The organism is Roseomonas sp. SRI_022 (assembly GCF_057586215.1).
Genome location: NZ_JBYCZL010000018.1, coordinates 51420 through 73876, shown reverse-complemented (window position 1 = coordinate 73876; position 22457 = coordinate 51420). Strand labels below are relative to the sequence as shown.

At 70.6% G+C, this 22457-nt stretch carries 22 protein-coding genes; 15 read left to right on the top strand and 7 right to left on the bottom strand.

The features are described from left to right. Positions 1 to 3 precede the first annotated feature (3 nt). The 4 genes from AC2YHJ_RS18025 to AC2YHJ_RS18010 form a co-directional block, all read right to left on the bottom strand. Positions 4 to 1104 carry an ABC transporter ATP-binding protein gene (locus tag AC2YHJ_RS18025; RefSeq protein ID WP_487397475.1) on the bottom strand — a complete coding sequence of 367 codons (1101 nt, stop codon included), beginning with the start codon at positions 1102 to 1104 and terminating at the stop codon, positions 4 to 6. Between the two features lie 6 nt (positions 1105 to 1110). Further along, a complete protein-coding gene (locus AC2YHJ_RS18020) occupies positions 1111 to 2007 on the bottom strand; it encodes a carbohydrate ABC transporter permease (RefSeq protein ID WP_487397474.1) in 897 nt (298 codons plus the stop codon). Further along, positions 2007 to 2945: a carbohydrate ABC transporter permease gene (locus tag AC2YHJ_RS18015; RefSeq protein WP_487397473.1), complete on the bottom strand. Its 939-nt coding sequence runs from the start codon at positions 2943 to 2945 to the stop codon at positions 2007 to 2009. The genes AC2YHJ_RS18020 and AC2YHJ_RS18015 overlap by 1 nt, the downstream gene beginning before the upstream one ends. Positions 2946 to 3045: 100 nt before the next feature. Beyond that, positions 3046 to 4407, bottom strand: coding sequence for an ABC transporter substrate-binding protein (locus AC2YHJ_RS18010; protein ID WP_487397472.1), 1362 nt, complete (start codon positions 4405 to 4407; stop codon positions 3046 to 3048). A gap of 160 nt (positions 4408 to 4567) precedes the next feature. On the opposite strand from AC2YHJ_RS18010, the gene AC2YHJ_RS18005 reads away from it, so the two are divergent. From AC2YHJ_RS18005 to AC2YHJ_RS17970, 8 genes are all read left to right on the top strand, one after another. Then, the gene (locus AC2YHJ_RS18005) at positions 4568 to 5689 is read left to right on the top strand and encodes an NAD(P)/FAD-dependent oxidoreductase (protein ID WP_487397471.1); all 1122 of its coding nucleotides are present in this window, start codon (positions 4568 to 4570) and stop codon (positions 5687 to 5689) included. Next, complete coding sequence (locus tag AC2YHJ_RS18000; RefSeq protein ID WP_487397470.1) at positions 5686 to 6666, top strand: threonine ammonia-lyase; 981 nt, start codon at positions 5686 to 5688, stop codon at positions 6664 to 6666. The genes AC2YHJ_RS18005 and AC2YHJ_RS18000 overlap by 4 nt, the downstream gene beginning before the upstream one ends. Beyond that, positions 6666 to 7298, top strand: coding sequence for a DUF1345 domain-containing protein (locus tag AC2YHJ_RS17995; protein ID WP_487397469.1), 633 nt, complete (start codon positions 6666 to 6668; stop codon positions 7296 to 7298). Before AC2YHJ_RS18000 ends, AC2YHJ_RS17995 begins: the two co-directional genes overlap by 1 nt. Positions 7299 to 7371: 73 nt before the next feature. Further along, a complete protein-coding gene (locus AC2YHJ_RS17990; RefSeq protein ID WP_487397468.1) occupies positions 7372 to 8361 on the top strand; it encodes a Bug family tripartite tricarboxylate transporter substrate binding protein in 990 nt (329 codons plus the stop codon). Then, positions 8358 to 9968: a GMC family oxidoreductase gene (locus tag AC2YHJ_RS17985; RefSeq protein WP_487397467.1), complete on the top strand. Its 1611-nt coding sequence runs from the start codon at positions 8358 to 8360 to the stop codon at positions 9966 to 9968. The genes AC2YHJ_RS17990 and AC2YHJ_RS17985 overlap by 4 nt, the downstream gene beginning before the upstream one ends. Before the next feature lie 51 nt (positions 9969 to 10019). Then, positions 10020 to 10982 carry a Bug family tripartite tricarboxylate transporter substrate binding protein gene (locus AC2YHJ_RS17980; RefSeq protein ID WP_487397466.1) on the top strand — a complete coding sequence of 321 codons (963 nt, stop codon included), beginning with the start codon at positions 10020 to 10022 and terminating at the stop codon, positions 10980 to 10982. A gap of 138 nt (positions 10983 to 11120) precedes the next feature. After that, positions 11121 to 12257, top strand: a complete 1137-nt coding sequence (locus AC2YHJ_RS17975; protein WP_487397465.1) for an MFS transporter — start codon at positions 11121 to 11123, stop codon at positions 12255 to 12257. Positions 12258 to 12267: 10 nt separating this feature from the next. Beyond that, positions 12268 to 12951 (top strand): 3'-5' exonuclease, encoded by a 684-nt coding sequence (locus tag AC2YHJ_RS17970; RefSeq protein WP_487397464.1) that lies wholly within the window; start codon positions 12268 to 12270, stop codon positions 12949 to 12951. Between the two features lie 326 nt (positions 12952 to 13277). Here AC2YHJ_RS17970 and AC2YHJ_RS17965 read toward each other — a convergent pair whose 3' ends face one another. Continuing rightward, on the bottom strand, positions 13278 to 14354 hold the full coding sequence (locus AC2YHJ_RS17965) for a S1C family serine protease (protein WP_487397463.1): 1077 nt from the start codon (positions 14352 to 14354) through the stop codon (positions 13278 to 13280). A gap of 28 nt (positions 14355 to 14382) precedes the next feature. Then, positions 14383 to 14796 carry a hypothetical protein gene (locus tag AC2YHJ_RS17960; protein WP_487397462.1) on the bottom strand — a complete coding sequence of 138 codons (414 nt, stop codon included), beginning with the start codon at positions 14794 to 14796 and terminating at the stop codon, positions 14383 to 14385. Positions 14797 to 14883: 87 nt separating this feature from the next. Between AC2YHJ_RS17960 and AC2YHJ_RS17955 the strand changes: the two genes are divergently transcribed. From AC2YHJ_RS17955 to AC2YHJ_RS17935, 5 genes are all read left to right on the top strand, one after another. Next, entirely contained in the window at positions 14884 to 17259 is a 2376-nt protein-coding gene (locus tag AC2YHJ_RS17955; RefSeq protein ID WP_487397461.1) for a heavy metal translocating P-type ATPase, read from the top strand. Beyond that, positions 17256 to 17645: a Cu(I)-responsive transcriptional regulator gene (cueR, locus tag AC2YHJ_RS17950; RefSeq protein ID WP_487397460.1), complete on the top strand. Its 390-nt coding sequence runs from the start codon at positions 17256 to 17258 to the stop codon at positions 17643 to 17645. Before AC2YHJ_RS17955 ends, cueR begins: the two co-directional genes overlap by 4 nt. A gap of 4 nt (positions 17646 to 17649) precedes the next feature. Beyond that, entirely contained in the window at positions 17650 to 17865 is a 216-nt protein-coding gene (locus AC2YHJ_RS17945) for a heavy-metal-associated domain-containing protein (protein ID WP_487397459.1), read from the top strand. 263 nt (positions 17866 to 18128) lie between these two features. Further along, positions 18129 to 18830 carry a Crp/Fnr family transcriptional regulator gene (locus tag AC2YHJ_RS17940; RefSeq protein WP_487397458.1) on the top strand — a complete coding sequence of 234 codons (702 nt, stop codon included), beginning with the start codon at positions 18129 to 18131 and terminating at the stop codon, positions 18828 to 18830. A gap of 30 nt (positions 18831 to 18860) precedes the next feature. After that, positions 18861 to 19409 (top strand): carboxymuconolactone decarboxylase family protein, encoded by a 549-nt coding sequence (locus AC2YHJ_RS17935; RefSeq protein WP_487397457.1) that lies wholly within the window; start codon positions 18861 to 18863, stop codon positions 19407 to 19409. Positions 19410 to 19467: 58 nt separating this feature from the next. On the opposite strand, the gene AC2YHJ_RS17930 is transcribed toward AC2YHJ_RS17935, so the two are convergent. After that, positions 19468 to 20025 (bottom strand): TetR/AcrR family transcriptional regulator, encoded by a 558-nt coding sequence (locus AC2YHJ_RS17930; RefSeq protein ID WP_487397456.1) that lies wholly within the window; start codon positions 20023 to 20025, stop codon positions 19468 to 19470. A gap of 117 nt (positions 20026 to 20142) precedes the next feature. Between AC2YHJ_RS17930 and AC2YHJ_RS17925 the strand changes: the two genes are divergently transcribed. Both AC2YHJ_RS17925 and AC2YHJ_RS17920 read left to right on the top strand, forming a co-directional pair. Further along, positions 20143 to 20952 carry an SDR family NAD(P)-dependent oxidoreductase gene (locus AC2YHJ_RS17925; protein WP_487397455.1) on the top strand — a complete coding sequence of 270 codons (810 nt, stop codon included), beginning with the start codon at positions 20143 to 20145 and terminating at the stop codon, positions 20950 to 20952. After that, positions 20949 to 22319, top strand: coding sequence for an MATE family efflux transporter (locus tag AC2YHJ_RS17920; RefSeq protein WP_487397454.1), 1371 nt, complete (start codon positions 20949 to 20951; stop codon positions 22317 to 22319). Before AC2YHJ_RS17925 ends, AC2YHJ_RS17920 begins: the two co-directional genes overlap by 4 nt. Positions 22320 to 22457 lie beyond the last annotated feature (138 nt).

Sequence of the window (22457 nt, the reverse complement as noted above, 5' to 3'; positions counted from 1 at the left end):
TGTTCAGAGCACCTTGTCGTTCGTCGGATCGATGATGTGCATCTGATCCATGTGCGCGATCAGGCGCAAGGGCTGGCCCACCGCCGCCGGCGTCGCGGGATCGAGCCGTGCCGAGATCTCCGCCCCGTCGAGCTTGAAATGCGCGAGCGTCTCCATGCCCATCGGCTCGATCACCTCCGGCGTCAGCGTCAGCGGCGCCGGGTTGGTCTTGTCGGTCGGCTTGTCGTCGGTCAGATGCTCCGGGCGGATGCCGAACAGCACCGACTTGCCGGCGTGGGGGCGATACCGCGCGGTGCGCGCCCCCGGCACGTCGAGCGTCGCGCCATTGGGCAGCGTCAGCCGCAGCGCGCCGGATGCTTCCTCAAGCTTCGCGGGGATGAAGTTCATCGCCGGGCTGCCGATGAAGCCGGCGACGAAGCGGGTCGCCGGGTTGTGGTACAGCTCCTGCGGGGGGCCGACCTGCTCGATCACGCCATGGTTCATCACCACCACGCGGTCGGCCAGCGTCATCGCCTCCACCTGGTCGTGGGTCACATAGATGGTGGTGGTATTGACCGTCTGGTGGACCTTCTTGATCTCGGTGCGCATCTGCACGCGCAGCTTGGCGTCCAGGTTCGACAGCGGCTCGTCGAACAGGAACACCTTGGGGTCGCGCACGATGGCGCGGCCCATCGCGACACGCTGCCGCTGGCCGCCCGACAGCGCCTTCGGCTTGCGTTCGAGCAGCGGCGTGATGTCGAGGATGCGCGCCGCTTCCTTCACCCGCTTGTCGATCTCGGCCTTGGGGAATTTCCGCAGCGTCAGGCCGAAGGCCATGTTGTCGTACACCGACATGTGCGGATAGAGCGCGTAGTTCTGGAACACCATCGCGATGTCGCGGTCGCGTGGCGGGATGTCGTTGACGACCGTGCCGCCGATGGCGATGTCGCCGCCGGTGATCTCCTCAAGGCCAGCGATCATGCGCAGCGTCGTCGACTTGCCGCAGCCGGACGGGCCGACGAGGACCACGAATTCATGGTCCGCGATCTCAAGGTCGATCCCCTTGACCGCCTGCACGCCGCCTTCATAGGCCTTGATGATCTTGCGGAGTGAAACCTGCGCCATGCGTGTTCAGCCCTTTGTCGCGCCGGCGGTCAGGCCAGCGATGTAATAATCCATGAGGAAGGCATAGATGATGACCGGCGGTAGCGCCGCCATCAGCGCGCCCGCCATGATCTGCCCCCAGGCGAAGGTATCGCCGCGCACAAGCTGCGACACCACGCCGATGGTCAGCGGCATCTCCTCGGCCGTGGTGACGAAGGCCGTCGGATAGACGAAGGCCGCCCAGGAGACGGTGAAGGCGAAGATCGTCGCCGCGATGATGCCGGGCATCGCCACGGGAACGAAGATCTTCATCAGCATCTGCATCCAGTTGGCGCCGTCGATCAGCGCCGCCTCGTCCAGTTCCTTCGGAATGGAAGCGAAGTAGCCGATCATGATCCAGGTGCAGAAGGGCACGGTCAGCGTCGGATAGACCAGCACCAGCCCCCAGACCGAATTCAGCAGCCCGAGCCCGCCGACGATCTGGTACAGCGGGATGAACAGCAGCGTGTCTGGCACCAGGTAGGTAAGGAACACGCCGGTCGCCAGCACCTGGCTGCCCCAGAAGCGCATCCGCGCCAGCGCAAAGGCGGCGAGCACCGAGATCACCATCGTCAGCACCACCACGCAGCCGGTGACGATGACGCTGTTGATGAAGAAGCGGATGAAGATCGGGTTGCCGAGGATGGCGGCATAATGCTCGAAGGTCGGCGAGCGGATCAGCCAGGGATTCAGCGAATGGTCCGCGATCTCGGCATTCGTCTTGAAGCTGGTCAGCAGCATGTAGAAGGGCGGCGCGAGGAAAATGATCGCCGCGAAGATCAGGGAGGCATAGGCCGTCCACATCGCCCAGCGCCGCTCCGCGCGCAGGCTGCCCGCCTTGTGGTAGATGCCGGGCACGTCCCGGCTGGCTGCGGTCGCCGACATCACATCTGCTCCTTGTTGCGGCGCGTGACGCCGCGCAGGACGAAGAAGGCGCAAACCGCCAGGATCGGGAACATGAACAGCGACACCGCCGCGCCGCGCGGAATGTTGCTCGACAGGATGCCGACCTGGAACGCGTAAGACGCGAAGACGTGCGTCAGGTCGCGCGGTCCGCCATTGGTCAGCACGCGGACGATGTCGTAGTTGGCGAAGGTGACGATCAGGCTGAACAGCACGGTGATCGAGATGATGTTCGCCATCATCGGCAGCGTCACATAGCGCAGGCGCTGCCAGGACGTCGCGCCGTCGATCGCGGCGGCTTCATACAGCTGCTCGGGCACCGACTTCAGCGCCGCGAGATACATGATCATGAAGAAGGGCGCGCCGTACCAGACATTGACGATGATGACGGATGCGCGCGCCCACCAGGGCTCGCCCAGCCACGGCACCGACGGCACCGCGAAGATGTTCAGGATCCAGTTGATCGAGGAATAGGACGGATCGAACATCCACCACCAGCCGAGCGTGGACAGCGCCGGCGGGATGACCCAGGGCACCAGCAGCATGCCGCGCCACTTGCGCTGCCCCTTGGTCGGTATGTGGTGCAGCATGTGCGCCAGCCAGAAGCCGATCAGCGCCTTCAGGAGCACCGCGGTGACGGCGAAGATGCAGGATTGCCAGACCACCATCCAGAAGGTGTCGGATCCGAACAGGATCTCGAAATTGCCGAGGCCGGTGGGCAGCCAGTCGCCTTCCATGAAGGCCGTCATCCGGCGGTTCAGCGTCGACAGGTAGATGCCATAGGCAGCGGGGTAGCCGACCAGCCCGACCACGACGACCAGCAACGGCAAGGTCATCAGGAAAGCGATGGTCGATCGCCGCCGCGCGAAGCGTTGCAGCGAATTGGCCCGGCCAGACCCTGCCCCGGCTGCAGTGGTCACGGCCAACGTTCCGTCGGCTGCCATTGGAACCTCCCAGTATCATCGTGGCCGGGCGGGCAGCCATTGGCCGCCCGCCCGCACCGGGTCGTCCGTATTCCGCTCAGCCGCCGCGGCGGATCGTGGTCAGCTCGCGCTCGACCCAGCCCATCGCTTGGTCGATGCTCTCGCCACCCTGGACGATGCGCGCGATCAGCTTGGTATTCAGGCCGTTGTTGTAGGCCTGCACGGCGAACTCGGCCGGCGCCGGCGCGAAGGCGACGGCGGTGCGCTGGTTCTGGTGCGGCTTCACCGGATAGTTGTAGGCGAAGCCCACCGGCGGGCCCTCCGTCTCCCAGATTTTGAAGTCGGACATGGAGAGGAAGGGCGGGATGTCGTAGCCGCTGCTCGTGTTGGTCTGGCGTTCCGCCTGCGGGCGTTCCGACAGGAACTCGATCAGGCCCTTGGCCGCAGGCTTCATCCGGCTGAAGGACCAGACGCCCCAGAAATACGGCAGGTAGCCGACGAAGCGGCCCTCGGGGCCCGAGGGGCTCGGCGCATACCAGCAGTTCTCGGCCACGTTCGGCTGGTCGCGCTTCGCCACCGCCCAGGCCGACGGCGGGTTGAAGATCAGCGCCGAACGGCCCGAGATCAGCGCGCGGTTGTTCGACGCATCGTCCCAGGCCCAGACATCGTCCGGCAGCGCGCGCGAGATGCGCACCAGGATCTCGACTGCCTGGCGCAGCTTGGCGTTGTTGCGGATCGTCGGGTTGCCGCGCTCATCCATCATGAACGCGCCGTAGGAGGTCATCAGCGCGCCGACCCAGTCCACCGCGTCGGTGAACTGGCCCATCGGCAGGCCGAAGGGCACGCCGGCCGCCTTGCACTTCTCGGCCGCCGCCGCGAAGGTCTCCCAGGTCCAGTTGTCGGCGCCGGGGCCGCGCTCGGGGCGGTTCGGCCACATGGCCTTCATGTCGAGCCCCGCATGCTGCTGCATCAGGTCGAAGCGCGTGCAGGCCGGCTTGAGCTGCGTGCCCGACACCGCCGGCACCGCCGCCCACTTGCCGCGCACCTTGCCGAGGTATTCAGCGGCCGGCGTGACGGCGCCATATTTCTGGGCCAACCGGCCCATGACGTCGTCCATCGGCTCAAGCAGTTCGTGCTTCGCCGCCGGTTCCCATGTCGGGAAGGACAGGACGTCGTGGCCGCTGCGCGATTGCGCCTGCGCATTGATCGTCAGCAGGTTCTGGTTGCCGACCGACGTGATGAATTCGACGTTCACCTCGACCCGGTTCGCGCGGCCCCATTCGGCACAGAGTTCCCGCATGATGCCATTGCCGGCGGGCACCCAATGGTCCCAGAAGCCGCATTTCAGGGTACCGCCGGTGCCCTGTGCGTGAACCATCGGCGCCGAGAGCGCGCCCGCGGCGACGACGCCGGCCCCGTTGCGCAGGACATTGCGCCGGGTGATCCCGTTGTTGGACATGCTTTCCCTTCCGTTCTCTCCCCGGGGCGAGCCTCAGTCATCGGGCCCGCTTGTCGGTGCAAGGCAAGGTTAGGCGCGACAAAACCCGCATGGCAACCACTTACGACCCGTAAGTGCAGCGGCTTGCCCGCTCCGCGCGCCCGGCGCAGGCTCCGCCGCCATGGACAGCCACGCCTTCGATGTCATCGTGATCGGCGCCGGGATCGCCGGCGCGACCGCCGCCGCGCATCTCGCCCCGACCCATCGCGTCGCCCTGCTGGAAGCGGAGGAAAGCGCCGGCTACCACGCCACCGGCCGCTCCGCGGCGATCTGGATCCGCAACTACGGCAGCCCGGATGCGCGCATCCTCACCGCCGCCTCCCGCCCCTTCTTCGAGACGCCGCCACCGGGCTTCGCGGAGGCGCCGCTCGCGCGCCCTCGTCCCGTGGTGCACCTCGCGCCGCCAGACCAGGTGGAACAACTGCGTGAGATGATCGCCGAGGGCGACGACCTGCGCGAAATCCCGCTCGATGCGGTGCACGCCATGGCGCCCGTGCTGCGTCCGGGTTACGCGGCCATGGCGGCCATTGAATCCGACTGTTTCGACATCGACGTCGCTGCGATGCATCAGGGCTTCCTGCGCCAGGCGCGCGCCGCGGGCGGCGTGCTGGCCCTGCGCCACCGCGCCGGGCGGCTGTGGCGCCAGGATGGCCGATGGCATGCGGAAACATCGACCGACGCCGTCTTCACCGCGCCGGTCATCGTCAATGCGGCCGGGGCCTGGGGCGACGAGGTCGCGCGCCTCGCGGGCCTCGACCCCATCGGGCTGCAGCCGAAGCGGCGGACCGCCTGCATTGTCGATCCGGGGCCGCATGATTGCGCGGACTGGCCGTTGCTCGGCGACGCCGGCCACGGCTGGTACGTGCGGCCGGAGGCACGGCGCAAGCTGATGGTCAGCCCGGCGGACGAGACCGACAGCGAACCCTGCGACGCCCAGCCCGACGAATACGACGTGGCGGTCGCGATCGACCGCATGCAGCAGGCGCTCGACATCCCGGTCTCGCGCATCGAACACCGCTGGGCCGGGCTGCGCACCTTCACCCCGGATCGCGGCCTCGCCATCGGCCAGGGGGCGGAAGCGGGCTTCTTCTGGATGGTCGGCCAGGGCGGCTATGGCATGCAGACAGCGCCCGCTGCGGGGCGGCTGCTCGCCGCGCTGGTGGCCGGGACCGACCCCGGGGCGCTGGCGGCTGCCGTGCCGATGTGCGATCCGCTCCGCTTTGCCCCGAGGACCACGATATGAGCGACACCCTGCCGAATTTCGACGATGTGCGCGCTGCCGCCGCGCGGCTCGCAGGGCGCATCGTGCGCACGCCACTGCTGCGCCACCCGCTGCTCGACGAGCTGACCGGCGCGACGGTGCTGGTGAAGCCCGAGCCGCTGCAACGCACCGGATCCTTCAAGCTGCGCGGCGCCACCAACGCGGCGCTGCTGATGTCGCCGGACGCGCGGCGCGGCGGCATCGTCACCCATTCCTCGGGCAATCATGGCCAGGCCTGTGCGGCGGCGGCGCATATGCTCGGCATGAAGGCGACCATCGCCATGCCGTCGGACGCGCCGACGATCAAGGTGCAGGCCACGCGGCGCTGGGGCGCGGAGATCGTCCCCTTCGACCGCCACGGCGTCGATCGCGACGCGCTGGCCGCGACGCTCGCCGCCGAACGCGGCGCCACCATCATCCCGCCCTTCGACCACCCGCATGTCATCGCCGGGCAAGGCACCGCAGCGCTCGAACTGCTGGAGGACGCGTCCGCGCTCGGCCTGACACCCGACAGCTTCGCCGTCTGCACCGGCGGCGGCGGGCTGACCGCCGGCTGCGTGCTGGCCTTCGAGGCACTGGCCCCGCAGGCCGAGCTTTTCGCGGTGGAACCGGAAGGCTGGGACGATACCAGGCTGTCGCTTGAAGCCGGGCATCCGGTCCCCAACGCCGCACCGGGCAGCGGGCTGTGCGACGCGCTGCTGTCCAAGCAGCCCGGCGCACTGACCTTCGCGATCAACCACCGGCACCTCGCCGGCGGCGTGGTGGTCACCGAGGCCGAGATCTTCCGCGCCATGCGCTTCGCCTTCGAGCACCTGAAGATCGTCGCCGAACCCGGCGGGTCGGTGGCGCTCGCCGCCGTGCTGGCCGGCAAGGTCGCGGCGAAGGGCGGGGTGATCGGCGTGCTGATCAGCGGCGGTAACGTCGACCCGGCGGTCTTCGCGCGCGCCCTCGCCGCCTGATGCGGCTGCGCCTGCGCCTGAGCGAACGGCCGAGCCTGCTCGTCGCGCTCGCCGTCTTCGTCGGCGCAAGCGGCCTTGCCTCGCTGATCCCGGGCTTCACGGTCCGGGCGGCGCTTCTGGCCGGATGGTGCGCCGGCGCGGCGACACATACGGTCCTGCTGCTGCGGCACCTGGCCGTCACCCCGCGCAATCGCCTGCGCCAGCATGCCGAGCTGCTCGAGGACAGCCGCTGGACATTGCTCGGCGCGACCATGACGGCGGCGCTCGCCGCCCTGTTCGGCGTCATCTTCGAGATCGGCGGCCCGGCGCGCGCACCGCATTCGCTCGCCCTCGGCATGGCGACGCTGACGCTGTCGTGGCTGTACCTGCATGCGCTGTTCGCCGCGCAATACGCGCATCTCTACTGGCTGTCGGAAGGGGGCCTTGAGTTCCCCGGCGGCAAGGATCCCGACTGGCTGGAGTTCGTGTATTTCAGCTTCACCATCGGCATGACGGCGCAGGTTTCCGATGTCACGACGCGCTCCCCCGCGATGCGGCGGATGGTGCTGGCGCATGCGCTCGTCGCCTTCGCCTTCAACGCCGCGCTCATCGGCGTCGCGGTGAACCTGCTGGCCGGCAGCGCGGGCGGCTGACCGGCGGCTTGTCTCGGCTGCCATTCGGCGCTTCCCTGCGGGCATAGCCAACACTTCCGGGGAAAACGCCAGAATGAACCGCCGCAGCCTGATAGCCCTCCCCATCCTGGCGCTGCCGGCCATCGCACGCGCCCAGACCTTCCCCGACCGCGCCATCACGTTGGTCAGCGGCTTCGCCCCCGGCGGGTCCACCGACATCACGGCGCGGCTGCTGGCGGACCGGATGCAGGGCTATCTCGGCCCCAATGCGCGGGTGGTGGTGGAGAACCGGCCTGGTGCGTCGGGGACCGTCGCTTCGGAATGGCTGCGCCGCCAGCCGGCCGACGGCCACATCCTGATGCTGAACGAGGCTTCGTCCCACGCGCTGATCCCGCATGCGATGCAGGGTGGCACACGCTACGACCCGATGGCGGACTTCACCCATGTCGCGGTCGTGGCGAACGGGCCGCTGATCATGATCGCCAAGCCGGACTTCCCGGCGGCGAATGCGGCCGGCGCGGTGCAGAAGCTGCGCGCCGGTCCGCAGGACGATCTGCCTTATGCCTCCTCGGGCGTCGGCTCCATCCCGCATTTCGCGGCGGAGGCGATCGCCGTCTCGCTCGGCCTCGGCGGTAAGTTCGCGCACGTGCCCTATCGCTCCGGCGGACTGATGGTGGAAAGCATCGCGCGCGGGGAAACCGCCTGGGGCGTGGCGGTGCTGGCTTCCGCCGCGGCGCAAGTGCGCGACAACCGCGTGCGCGGCATCGCCATCACGGGGCTCGAACGCTTCCCCGCCTTCCCGGACATTCCGACGCTCGCGGAATCCGGCATGCCGGGCTTCGACATCGGCAACTGGTTCGCGGTGGTCGGCCCGCCGCGCCTGCCCGCGCCGGTGACCGAGGCGCTGAACCGCGCCATCAACAGCGCGCTGCGCGACCAGCAGCTCAAGGACCGCTTCCTGGTCGCCGGCATCACGCCTTACACGCGGCCGAACACGCCGGCCGATGCACGCGCCTTCTTCCAGGCCGAGTTCGACAAGTTCAAGGGCGTGGTGGATCGCACTGGCGTGCGGATGGAATCGTGAGCCCTTCACACGACGCGGATGTCATCGTCGTCGGCGGCGGGTCCGCCGGCTGCATCGTGGCGGCGCGACTGTCCGAGGATCCCGACTGCCGCGTGCTGCTGCTGGAAGCCGGCCCGCCCGACCGCGACATCTGGATCAGCCTGCCGGCCGGCTACGCCAAGCTCTACGGCAGCGGCAAGTATGACTGGCGGTACGAGACGGAAGCCGAGCCGAACCTGAAGGACCGCCGCATCCACTGGCCGCGCGGCAAGGTGCTCGGCGGGTCGGGCAGCGTGAACGGCCTGGTCTTCCTGCGCGGATCCCCGCACGACTACGACCGCTGGGCACAATCCGGTGCGGCCGGGTGGTCGTATCAGGACGTCGAGCCGGTGTTCCGCCGCATCGAACACTGGGACGGCACGCCCGATCCCGCGCGCGGTGCTGATGGTGCGATCCATGTCCGCGAGCCGCGGAAGATGGCCCCCGCGGCCGCCGCCTTCGTTGAGGCCTGCGTCGCCGCCGGCCTGCCGCGCAACGCCGATTGGAACAACGGCCAGCCGATCGACGGCGCGGGGCCGGTGCAGCTCAACGTCAATGGCGGCAAGCGGTCCTCGACGGCGAAGGAATATCTCCGCCCTGCCATGGCGCGCGGCAATCTTCGCGTCGAGACCGGCGTGCTGGCGACTCGCATCGTGGTCGAGAACGGCCGCGCCGTTGCTGTCGAGGCACGGCAGAACGGTCAGCCCGTCACCTTCCGCGCGGCGCGCGAGATCGTCTGCTCGGCCGGCGCGATCGAGACGCCGAAGCTGCTGATGCTGTCGGGCATCGGCGACGGCGCCGCGTTGCAGGCGCTCGGCATCCCGGTGGTCCATCACAGCCCTGGCGTGGGGCGGAACCTGCAGGATCATCTGATCGCGAAGTTCATCTACCGCTCGAAGCCCTGCGGCACGCTCAACGAGATCCTGCAATCGCCCTTTCGCAAGGCGAAGATGGGGCTCGACTACCTGCTGTCGCGCAGCGGGCCGCTGTCGATCGGCGCAGGGGAGGCGAACGCCTTCGCCCGCGTCACGCCAGGCGCGGAGGAGGCGGAGATTCAGTTCCTCTTCGTCAACTTCTCGACCTTCAACTATGAGGCCGGGCTGCACGACTTCCCCGGCTTCATGTTCAACTACGGCGTCTGCCGTCCCGACAGCCGCGGCGAGGTCTTCCTGAAATCGCCCGACATCGCGGAGAAGCCAGGCATCCGCGCCAACTACCTCGACCACCCCAACGACATCCGCGTCATGCTCGGCGCCGCGCGTCTCGGCCGGAAGGTCGCCGCGCAGGCGCCACTCGCCGCGCTGATCGAGGAGGAGCTGCGCCCCGGTCCGGAGGCGACGAGCGACGAGGCGATCCTCGAGAACATCCGCGCCACGGCGGGGACCGTCTTCCATCCCTGTGGCACGGCGAAGATGGGCAGCGATCCGATGGCGGTGCTCGACGCGCAATTGCGGCTGCGCGGCATCGCCGGGCTGCGGGTGGCCGATGCCTCGGCCTTTCCGCTGATCCCATCACCCAACATCCAGCCGGCGGTGATGCTGGTGGCCGAGCGCTGCGCCGCCTTCATCCGCCAGGACGCCATGGCCTGAAACCCCGAAGCAACAGCCCGCGCCAGGACGGGCCATAACGAGGGAGCACCCATGTTCATCCAGCGCCGCAGCCTGCTTGCCACCGTCGCCGTCCCAGGCATGTCGCATGCCCAGACGCCGTGGCCGGCCAATCCGGTTCGCTTCATCACGCCCTTCGCACCCGGCGGCGGCGTGGACACGTTGGTGCGCCTGTATTGTAGCAAGCTCGCCGAGATCACCGGCCAGTCCTTCGTGGTGGAGAACCGCGCCGGTGCGGGCGGGACGATCGGCACGCTGGCCATCGCGCGCTCGCCGGCGGATGGGACGGTGATCGGGCTCGGCTCGGTCTCCTCCATGGCGATCTCGCCCGTGCTGCGGTCCGACCTGCCCTTCGACGTGGAACGCGACTTCACCTTCATCTCGGGCCTGTGGCAGTTGCCGAACCTGCTGATCGTGAACAACGAGGTGCCGGCGCGCACGGTGCCGGAGCTGATCGAGCTGATCCGCCGCGAGCCCGGCAAATACAGCTTCGCGAGCCCCGGCTCGGGCACGACGGTCCATCTGTCGGGTGAGATGTTCAAGCAGATGGCCGGGCTCGACATGCTGCATGTTCCCTATCGTGGGGGTGCTGCGGCTCAGCTCGACGTGCAGGCGGGGCGGGTGCACATGATCTTCGACAACATCCCGCAGAGCCTCGCGAGCGCACGCACCGGCAAGGTCCGCGCGCTTGCGGTCACGAGCCGCGAGCGCAGCCCATATGCGCCTGAGATCCCGGCCATGTCGGAATTCCTGCCCGGCTTCGACATCACCTCCTGGGGCAGCGTGGTGGGCCCTGCGGGCCTGGCGGCGCCGATCGTCGAGCGGCTCTCGACGCTGACGCGCACCGTGCTGACGAGCCCCGACTTCATCGCGCGCCTTGCGGACAACGGCGCCACCGCCTGGCCCATGTCACCCGACGAACTGGTAACCTTCCGCCGCGCCAGCGAAGCGAAGCTCACCCCCGTGATCCGTGCCTCCGGCGCCCGCATCGAATGAAGCGTTCGTGTTGCCCAACCTTGGACCCTGATCATTGCCCCTGACTGACGCGCCCATCCCCAAGTATCCGGCATTCCAAAGGCCCCCTGGCCTTTGGTGGGGAGGTCCGGAGGGGCAAGGCCCCTCCGGTTCGCGACCATGACCGGCGTCGCCGCGCTCGGCGCTGCCGTCTTCGTCATCGGCGCATCGACCACCGTGCCAATGCCGCTGTTCACCACCTATGCCGCGCGCGATGGTGGCGGTGCCGGCGGGCTGGCGCTTGCCTTCATCGTCTATGCGACGACGCTGATCATCACTGCGCCGCTGCTGGGTGGATTGTCCGACCGGCTCGGCCGGCGGCCCTGCGTGCTGGCGGCGCTGGTTCTCGCGGGGCTGGCCACGGCGTCGCTGGTGATCGCGCCGGGGCTTGTGGCGCTCGCCTTCGCGCGGCTGTTCCAGGGCCTGGCGATCGGGCTGATCGCCGGTGGCGCCACGGCCTGGGCGGCGGAACTCGCCGGCGGGCCGGAGGCCGGGCGGAACGCCGCGCGCGTCATGGCCTTCGCCACGGCAGGGTCCTTCGCCGCGGGCGGGCTTGCGACGCTGTTCGTGCTATGGCTGCTGGGCGATGCGGAACCGCCCGTCACGTTCTGGCTGCACATCGCCGCGGTGGCCCTGCTGGTGCCGATCATCGCGAGCCTGCCAGATCGGCGCCCGGCGGCGAATGTGGCCTGGTGGCGCGTGCCGGCCTTCCCGCGCGGCACCATCGCGTCCTCCTTCGGCATGTTCGCGGCCTGGGGCGTGACGGGGGTGACGATCACCTCGGTGCCCTCCGCGCTGGCGGCGGCGGGGTATCAGCGGCTGGGGCCGCTTGCCATCTGCGTGATGATCATGGCGGGCACGGCGGCACAGCAGGCGATCGCGCGGCTGCCGGCGCGGCGCATGTCGCTGATCGGCCTGCCGGTGCTCGTGCTGGGCTCGGCGCTGGTGGTGGCCGGCACGCTGTCGGCCTCGGTCTGGGTGCTGCTGGCCGGCGGGGTGCTGGTGGGTGTGGCGGCCTATGGCTTCCTGTTCGTCGGCGCGCTGGCGGCGGCGTCGGAGGCGGCGTCGGGGGAAGACCGGGCACGCGCGTCGGCCGGCGTCTTCCTCGTGGCGCATGCGGGCTTCTGCGTGCCACCGCTGCTGACCGGCCTGGCCATGGATGCCTTCGGCGCATCGGCAGCACTTGGCGGCTTCTGGGTGGGGATCGCGGCGCTATGCGCGCTGCTCGCGGCGCTGCTGTTGCGCCGGGCGCGATAGGGCGCGCAGCATGGACGGCATGCAGCGCGTCGTCGTCTTCGACATCGAAACCGTGCCCGACCTCGCCGCCGGGCGGGCCATGCTGGGGGAGGAGGCGGCGGGGCTCGACGACGCCGCGCTGCGCACGCGGCTCGGAGCGCGTTATGCGCGGGATGGGCAGGACCCTGCCACGGCCTTCCTGAAGCCGCCGCTGCATGCGGTCGCCTGCCTGGCGCTGCTGGTGGCCGATCGCGAGGATATGGAGGGCCCCTGGCGCACCCGCCGCCTGGCTGCGCGCCATGTGGGCGAGACCAGTGAGGCCGAGATCCTCGCGTTGTTCGAACGCACCCTGTCACACCGCCCGGCACCGATGCTGGCGGGCTTCAACACATCCGGCTTCGACATCCCGGTGCTGCGGTATCGCGCCATCGCAACCGGAGTGGCGATGCCGTCACTGAATGGCGGGAATGGGCGCGACTACGGCTATCGCTACGGCAAGGACCATGTGGACCTCGCGGACCGGCTGTCGGGCTTCCGCGCCTCGCCGATGCCCTCTCTCGCCGAGGCCTGCGCGCTGATCGGCCTGACCGCCAAGGCGGGGATGCACGGTGCGGAGGTGGAACCCGCCATGGCAGCTGGGCGCGGGGCCGAGGTGGCGGAGTATTGCGAGACGGATGTCGCCGCGACCTGGCTGCTGCTGCTGCGCTTCTGGTAGGCGACGGGCGCATTGCCTGGGGATGCCGCACGGCAATCCTTCAGCGACTTCGCGACCTACCTCGAGGACCATCGCGCCGAGGCGCATCTCGCCGACCATGCCGAGGCGGCGCAGCGGCTGGCGCAGGGGTAGCGGCTCCCGCGCCTTCGCCTCGGCCCGATGCCGCGCATCGGGCCCGGAGCGCACAGCGCGACCGCGCCCAAACCGTCAGCCGCCCCAAGCGCACCAGCGCAGGGCGCGAAGGCAAGCCGCACGGATGTGCGGCGCCCGCCGTCTGAGGGACACTCAAAAAACCACGCTGAGACCCGCCACGCGGGTCTCAGCGCTCAGCGCTCGCAGCGGATGAACACCGTGGACGGATGCACCTGCTCGCCGATCTCGGCGGCGCTGCGTTCGCCGCTCGGGCTCTCGCGCATCACCGGCGTCACGCCGTTGCGGCGCAGGAAGTCCAGCGCCTCGGTGCCCTTCACCGCGAAGTTCACGTTCTGCGGGATGTCGCCGGTGCGCTGGGCGACGCGCGCCGCATTCAGCTTGGACACCACGACGCCGATCACATGGCCCTGCCGGTCGAGCAACGGCCCGCCCGAATTGCCCTGCTGCACCGGCGCGCTGATCTGGAACTGCGTCTGGTTGTCGCCAAGCCCGGACAGCGCGCTGACCTCCCCCGTCGTCAGCGTCGGGCCGGAGGAGAGCAACCCGGCGAGCGGAAAGCCGTAGGTCACCACGGCTTCCCCGCGCCGTACCGGGTTGGCGCGGAAGGCCAGCGCCGCTCCCGGGTTGCCGGTCACGCGCAGCAGCGCGAGATCGCGCCGCGCATCGCTCACCGGGCGTTCCGTCACCGGCAGGGTGCGGTTGTCCGCGGTGCGGACGAAGATGCGCGAACACGCCTCGACGACGTGGTGGTTCGTCATCACCCGGTCCCCGGCGACGACGAAACCGGTGCCGGAGGACGCACGCGCCTGCGGGTTCGGCCGCGCGCCCGGCGGGGTGGCGGGGCCGGCCGGCGTGGGCGCGCCTTCGGGCGGCGGCTTGCTCTCCGGCACGGTGCCCGGCACGGCACGCGGTGCGAGCCCCAGCGGCAGCGTCATGACCACGGTGCGCTCAGTGCAGATATCGGTGTCGCGGCGCACCACCTCCTGCCCGTCCTGCAGGACCATGCGCAGGTCGAAGCGGCAGCCGGCGCCCTCGGACGGGCGCAGCGAGAATTGACCGCCGGGCGGCATCGGCCCGCGGTTCAGCAGGTTGCCGCCCCAATCCTGGCGCCCGCTGCGCACGGCATGCAGCGCCATGGCAACGGCAGGCGTACGGTTGACGATACGGAAGGGCTCGTTCTGGGCCTGCGCGGCGGGCGCGGCCAGGCCGAGCATCGCGGCGGCGAGGAGGAGCAGAGGCTTCATCGTCATCTACAAGACGTTGCCGCAGCCATCCGCGTCAATCACGTCCGCCGATCGACGGCAGAAGCCGGTCGCCACCACCCACCTGCGGTAGCGACGGCGCGGCCGGCGCGGTTGTACCGGCACCCCCGCCCACGACCACCTGGCGATCCTGGCAGACATTGGCGTCGCGGCGGATCGCCTCCTGCCCATCCTGCAGAACGAGGCGAAGGTCGAACCGGCAACCGGCGCCCTCAGGCGGGCGCATGGACAGCATGCCCCCGGGCGGCAGCGGCCCCCGCAGCAGGTTCGCGCTCCAGCCTTCCTGCCCACTGCGCACGATGTGCAGCGCGGTGGCCGGCACCCGCGCGCCATTGATCACGCGGAATGGATCGTTCTGGGCCAGGGCCGGTGCGGCAGTGACGCCGAGCGCAATGGCAAGGAGACCGTGACGGATCATGTTCCCTGCCATGTCGTGCAAATCCGCCAAGGATTCAATCAGCTGCCCTTGACCTTCCCATTATGGTAACGCCCACCTTCGCTGGCGTGAGGAGAAATCATGCCTGAAGCCCCCCTACCCCAGTCACGCGCCTTCCTGCCCGTGGAAGGAATGACCTGCGCCGCCTGCGCCGGGCGCGTCCGCCGCGCCCTGCTGTCGGTGCCCGGCGTCACCGATGCCGAGGTGAACCCGGCCTCCGGCCAGGCGGAGATCCAGGGCACGGCGGCACCCGCCGCTCTGGCCGCGGCCGTCGCCAAGGCGGGATACCGCGTGCCGGAGACGGTGTTCGACCTGTCGATCGGCGGCATGACCTGCGCGTCCTGCGCCGGCAGGGTGGAACGTGCCCTCGCGCAGGTGCCCGGCGTGCTGGAAGTCTCCGTCAACCTCGCGACCGAGCGCGCCCATCTGCGCGTGGTGGCCGGCACCGAAGAAGCGGCGCTCGGCGCCGCCGTGGCGCGCGCCGGATACCGGCTGCTGGGGTCCGAGGAAGCGGCGGCGGTCGAACCCGGCGCGACGCGGGAGGCACGCGACCTGCTGCTCGCAGGCCTGCTGACCGCGCCCTTCCTGGTCGGCATGCTCGGCCTTCCCTTCGGCCAGGACTGGATGCCGGGCGCCTGGTGGCAGTTCGCCCTGGCGACGCCGGTCACCTTCATCCTCGGCGCGCGCTTCTGGCGGGCCGGCTGGTCCGCGCTGCGCGCGGGCAGCGGCAACATGGACCAGCTGGTGGCACTCGGCACCGGCGCGGCCTGGGCGCTGTCCTTCTACCTGCTGCTGCGCCACGGCGCCGAGCATGCCGCGCACGCCCTGTATTTCGAGGCAGCGGCCGTGGTCATCTTCTTCATCCTGCTCGGCAAGTGGCTTGAGGCGAGGGCGCGCCGGGCAACCGGTGCCGCGATCCGCGCGCTGCTGAACCTCGCCCCGCGTACGGCGCGGCGGATCGAGGACGGGCAGGAGGTCGAGGTGCCGGCCGCCGCACTGGCCGTCGGCGACCGTGTCGTGGTCCGCCCGGGCGAGCGCATTCCCGCCGACGGTCTGGTGCGCGAAGGCCGCGCCGGCGTCGATGAAAGCGCGCTGACCGGCGAAAGCCGTCCGGTCGAGAAGGACCTTGGTGCGACGGTCGCGACCGGCACCGTGGCGCTGGACGGGCGCCTGGTCATCGAGGTCCGCGCGGTGGGCGGCGAGACGGTGCTCGCCCGCGTCGCGGCACTGGTCGCCGCCGCCCAGGCCTCCCGCGCGCCCGTGCAGAAGCTGGTGGACCGGGTCAGCGCGATCTTCGTGCCTGTGGTCCTGGTGATCGCGGCGCTGACGCTGGCCGGCTGGCTGCTGGCGGGCGCCAGCCTCGAAACTGCGGTGATCACCGCCGTGTCGGTGCTGGTGATCGCCTGCCCCTGCGCGCTCGGCCTGGCCACGCCAGCCGCGATCATGGCCGGCACCGGGGCGGCGGCGCGCGCCGGCATCCTGGTGCGCGACGTCACGGCCATCGAGCATGCGCGCGAGACCACGCTGGTCGCCTTCGACAAGACCGGCACGCTGACCGAGGGCAAGCCGCGGCTGGCCGCGTTGCATGCCGCGCCGGGCGTGACGGAGGATGCGGCACTGCGCCTCGCCGCCTCGCTGCAGGCAGGCAGCGAGCATCCGCTGGCGCGGGCGGTGTTGGCCGCAAGCGGCCCCGCCGCGCCGGCCGCCGATTTCCGCGCCCTGCCGGGCCGTGGCGTGGAAGGGGTGGTGGATGGGCGGCAGGTCGCGCTCGGCAGCCCGCGCCTGCTGGCCGAACGCGGCGCGGCGGCTGGCTCGCTCGCCGAAGCCGCGACGGCGGAGGCCACGCAGGGCCGCAGCCTCGCCTGGCTGATCGAGGGCGATCGTGCCTTGGCGCTGCTGGCCTTCGAGGATGCCGAGAAGCCCGGCGCGGCGGCGGCGATCGCCGGGCTGCGCGCGATGGGCGTGCGCGCGGCCATGCTGTCAGGCGACATCCCCGAGGCGGCCGAGGCCGCGGCGCGGCGGCTCGGCCTCGATGAAGTCGCGGCCGGTGTGCTGCCCGACGGCAAGGCGGCGCAGGTCGCGGCGTGGCAGAAGCAGGGCCATCGCGTCGCGATGGTGGGCGATGGCGTGAACGACGCGCCGGCGCTCGCCCAGGCCGATCTCGGCATCGCCATGGGCACCGGCACCGATGTCGCGATCGCGGCTGCCGGCATCACCCTGTTGCGTGGCGATCCGGCGCTCGTGCCGGCCGCACTCGACATCGCGCGGCGCACACGGGCGCGGATCCGGCACAACCTCGCCTGGGCCTTCGGCTACAACCTGCTTGGGCTGCCGCTTGCGGCATTCGGGATGCTCTCGCCGGTGGTGGCGGGGGCGGCGATGGCGGCGTCCTCCGTCAGCGTCCTGGCCGCCGCGCTGCTGCTGGCGCGGTGGCGGCCGGCGGGAGGTGCCAGATGAATATCGGCCAGGCGGCCGCCGGTTCCGGCGTCTCGGCGAAGATGATCCGCCACTACGAGGCGATCGGTCTGATCGAGGCCGCGCGCAGCGACAATGGCTATCGGGTCTATGACACGCGCGACGTCGCGGTGCTGCGCTTCATCCGCCATGCCCGCGACCTCGGCTTCCCGCTCGAGGATGTGCGGCGGCTGCTGGCGCTGTGGCGGGATCGAGGGCGCGCCAGCGCCGAGGTGAAGCGCCTTGCGCTGGCGCATGTCGCGGCGCTGGAGACCAAGGCAGACTCGCTGCGCAGCATGGCGAGCAGCCTGCGGCACCTCGCCGACCACTGCCACGGCGATGACCGCCCCGACTGCCCGATCCTCGAAGACCTCGCACGGAAGGAATAGGACGATGACGACCAAGGAAGGTCCGACGATCACGCTGAAGGTGGAGGGCATGACCTGCGGCCATTGCGTAAAGGCGGTGACCGCTGCGATCCAGGCGAAGGATCCCGATGCGAAAGTGGTGGTGGACCTCGCCGGCGGCACCGTGAAGACCGAGACTGTCCTGCCGCGCCAGGTCGTGTCGATGGCCGTGGAGGAGGAAGGCTACACGGTGAAGGCGTAGCCGCCGCCAACCGCCGCACCTGCCCCGGGGCGCATGCCCCGGGTCGCGAGCGCAAAGCGCGACCGCGCCCAGACCAACGGCGACCCCCAGCGCACCAGTGCAGGGCGCGAAGGCAAGCGGCCCGGATAGGCCGCGCCCGCCAATTGAGGGCGACCGAAGTGGGCACAAACACCAACTCTTCCACCCCGTTGATCTGAATCAATCCCGGCGCGCCCGGCCGCTGCGATCATCCGCGTCATGCGGAACGCTCCAGGAATCCGGCGATGCGCGCGACCCCCGGCGTGAGGGTGACAGGCCCGCTGCTGAGCGCGGCGAGCCCCGAGGCCCGCACAGCCCTGCTCGCCCGCGCCTCGGTGCTCGCCCTGGCTCGCGGCGCCACCATCCTGGCGCAGGAGACACCGGCGGATCGCCTGCTGGTCCTGCTCCAGGGGTCCGTCGGGCTGAGCACCGCCGAGGATGGCGGGGTGGCCACGATGGTCGAGATCGTCGCCGCCGGCGATGCCCTGTCGATCGCCGCGGTGATGCTCCAGGTGCCGCATCCGGTCTCCGCCACGGCGCTCGCGCCCTGCCGCCTGCTCGCCATCCCGGCCGAGGACTTCCTGGCCGCGGCCGCGACCGATGCGGGGCTGATGCGCGCGGCGATGGAACAGATGGCGCGGCAATGGCGGCTGCTGGTGGACCAGGTCGTGGACCTCAAGACCCGCGACGCGACGCAGCGCGCTGCGCGCTTCCTGCTGCACCGCCTGCCCGCGCAGCGCGGCGCGGTCGAGATCCCCGAACCGCGCGGGGCCATCGCCGCGAAGCTCGGCATGACGCCCGAAAGCCTGTCCCGCGCGTTGCATGGGCTGGAGGCGGCGGGGTTGCTGCGCCTCAACGGCCGACGCGTGGACGTGCCGGACCGCGCCGCGCTGCAGCGCGTCAGCCTGCAGCGGGCGGGGGCTTCGCAGAGCGCGCGGCGCGTGTAGCCTGCCCCGGCAACGTCCCGGGGAAACGCCATGGCCCGTGTGCCAGACATGACGGCCGCCGATCTGAAGGAGGAGGACCGCGACCTCCTGAAACGCAACATCGCGCTGCATCGCGCCCTGGCCAACAGCCCGAACGCGGCGCGCGCCTTCTCGGGCCTGGGCCAGTTCATCCGCTTCAAGTCGGTGCTGGATCCGCGGCTGCGCGAATTGGCGATCCTGCAGGTGGGGTGGCTGGCGCGCTCGGCCTATGAATGGTCGCACCATGTGAAGATCGGCTACGATTTCGGCGTCAGCGACGACGACATCCGCGCCCTGATCGCCGAGAGCGCGGGGCAGGACGGTGGCCTCGACCCGCTGGCGAAGCTGGTGCTGCGCGCAGCGCGCGAGGCCTATGCCGGGCCGGGCGTGTCCGGCCCGACCTATCAGGCCCTGTCGGCGCATTTCGACCATGAGCACATGGTCGATCTGGTGCTGGTGATCGGCTTCTACTGTGCCGTGGTGCGGGTGCTGTCGTCGCTCGATATCCGGGTGGAGCCGGAATACCAGCCCTATCTGGACAAGTACCCGCTGCCGGCGTGAGCGACCGTTCGGGAATGCGCCGCACGGTGCATTCCCAAGGATCCGGCACCGGCCCTGATCAGTCCTTGTCGCCGGCGACGGCGTTCCGTCCCGCGGTCAGGATGGTGTCCGACAGCGCCCGATCGTCCACCGCGCGCGCCAGAACCAACGCGCCGACCAGCGTCGCGACATGGGCGAGCGCCCGCTCCTCCCGATCAGCATCGGCCGGGCCGGGAAGTAGTGTCGCGACCCGTCCCGCCATGCGTCGGACGCCGTCGGTGAAGCTGTCGCGAACGGCGCCGTCATGGCGCGGCACCTCGCCCCCGAGCGCGGCGAGCGCACAGCCGCCGCCGGGCGCGTCGCGGTGGCGCGCCGAGAGGTAGCTCGCCGCATAATCCGCCAGACTGTCGAAGGCGGCCGCACGTTCCGCGCTGCCGGCGAGCGCCCGCCTGACCGCCTCAGCCGCCAGCCGCTCCTTCGATCCGAACTGGCTGTAGACGCTGCCATGCGTCATGCCCGCTGCCTCGGCGAGCGCATCGACGCCGACGCCGGCGATGCCGCGCTCGCGGATCAACCGCGCCGCGGCGTCGAGGATCTTCTCGCGATTCTCCGCCGCCTGCTGCCTGGAAACCCTCATCGCCGGTGCCTCGGCCTCCTGTCCTTCGAAAACCTGCTTGACATTATTAGTTGCGAGCGCAATCTAAGTCAATCATGACGATCGTAATTAAACGATCGTCCCGCCCATGAGGCCGACATGCCCGCCACCTCCCTCCCCGTCGCCCTGATCACCGGCGCCTCCTCCGGGATCGGCGCCATCTATGCCGACCGGCTTGCGCGCCGGGGCCATGACCTGCTGCTGGTGGCGCGCGACGCCGTCCGGCTGGAAGCGCTGGCTACGCGGCTGCGCGCCGAGACCGGCCGCAGGGTCGAGGTCCTGCCGGCCGATCTCGCACGGCCAGAGGATCTCTCCCGCATCGAGGCCCGCCTGCGCGAGGACGCCGCCATCGGCATGCTGGTGAACAACGCCGGCATGGCGGCGGGCGGGACGGTCGTCGCCGCCGATGCGGCGCGGCTCGCCGATCTCGTGCAGCTCAATGTCGTCGCCGCCTCGCGCCTCGCGGTCGCCGCCGCGCAGGCCTTCGCCGCCCGCTCTGGCGGCACGCTGGTCAACATCGCCTCGGTGCTCGCCCTGGCGCCGGAGCGGTTCAACGGCGTCTACAACGCCTCCAAGGCCTTCGTGCTGAGCCTGACCCAGTCGCTGCAGGCCGAACTCGCCGGCAGCGGCATCCGCGTGCAGGCGGTACTGCCCGGCGCGACGCGAACCGAGATCTGGGGCCGTGCCGGGATCGACGACGCGTCGCTGCCGGCGGAGATGGTCATGGGCGTCGATGAGATGGTCGATGCCGCGCTGGCCGGTCTCGACAGCGGCGAGGCCGTGACGATCCCCTCGCTGCCCGACATCGCCGACTGGCAGCGCTTCGAGGCCGCGCGCCTGGCCCTGGGGCCGAACCTGTCGCGCAATCGCGCCGCGCTGCGTTATGGCCGGCAGGAGGAGGCGGCGTGAGCGCCGCGGTCGCCCAGCCGGGCGCGATCAATCCGCGCACCCGGCTACTGCTCGACGGACCCATCCTCGGGACCCTGCTGCGGCTGTCCTGGCCAAACACGCTGGTGATGCTGGCGCAGGCCTCGGTCGGGCTGATCGAGACCTGGTGGGTCTCGCATCTCGGCACCGACGCGCTGGCCGGCATCGCGCTCGTTTTCCCCGGCTACATGCTGATGACGATGCTCTCGGCCGGGGCGATCGGCGGCGGCATCGCCTCGGCGGTGGCGCGCGCGCTTGGCGCAAGGCGGCAGGATGACGCGGATGCGCTGGTGGTGCATGCGCTGGTCGTGAACGGCGTGCTCGGCCTGGTCTTCGCGGCACTGTTCATCGGCTTCGGCCGGTCGATCTACGCCGCGATGGGCGGCGAGGGCGCGTCGCTGGAGGCGGCACTCCGCTATTCCGACGTGGTCTTCGCCGGCGGCTTGCTGCTCTGGCTCGGCAATGCGCTGGCGAGCGTGCTGCGCGGCGGCGGCAACATGCTGCTGCCCTCGGTGGCGGTGATCGCCGGCGTCGTGCTGCTGATGCCGCTGTCGCCGCTGCTGATCTACGGCTGGGGGCCGGTGCCGGGTTTCGGCGTCGCGGGCGCGGGCTATGCCGTCGTGCTGAGCACCGCGATCGTCATGGCCGTGCTGGCCTGGGCGATGGCGGCGGGACGCAGCGTCGCGCGGCTGCGGCTGGTGCCGCTGCGCTGGCGAATCTTCGCCTCGATCCTCGGCGTCGGCGCCGTTGCCGCGGTCAACACGGTGCAGACGACATTGACCGTGGTGCTGACCACCACGCTGGTGGCCCGCGTCGGCGGGGCGGAGGGCGTGGCGGGCTATGGCGTCGGCAGCCGGCTCGAATACCTGCTTGTGCCGCTGGTCTTCGGGCTGGGCGCGCCACTCGTCGCGCTGGTCGGCACCAATATCGGGGCGGGGCAGCGCGACCGGGCACTGCGCGTCGCGATGCTGGGCGGCGCGATCGCCTTCGCGCTGACCGAGGCGGTCGGGCTGGCAGCGGCCATCTGGCCGCACGCCTGGCTTGGCCTGTTTAGCGATGACCCGACCACGCTCAGCGTCGGCGCCGACTACCTGCGGCGTGTTGGACCGGCCTATGGCTTCTTCGGCCTGGGGCTGGCCCTGTATTTCGCGTCCCAGGGTGCCGGCCGCCTGCTGTGGCCGCTGGTGGCGAGCGTGGTCCGCATGATCGTGGCGGTCGCCGGCGGTTGGCTGGCCTATGCCGTGACGGGCGAGCTCGGCTGGGTCTTCGCCGCGGTCGGCGCGGCGATGGCGATCTATGGTGTCGGGCTCGCCGCCATCATCGGTAACGGCGCCTGGTTCCGCGATTGACGCCGAGACCCGACAAGGTGACGCCGTCCCGGCGGAGCGAAATGCCAGCGGCCGCCCATGGCGGCCGCTGGGGCTTGCCGTGCCGCGCCGCGCGCATGGCCGTGGGCCCCGGGACGCATGCGCTTCGTCCTCGACGCA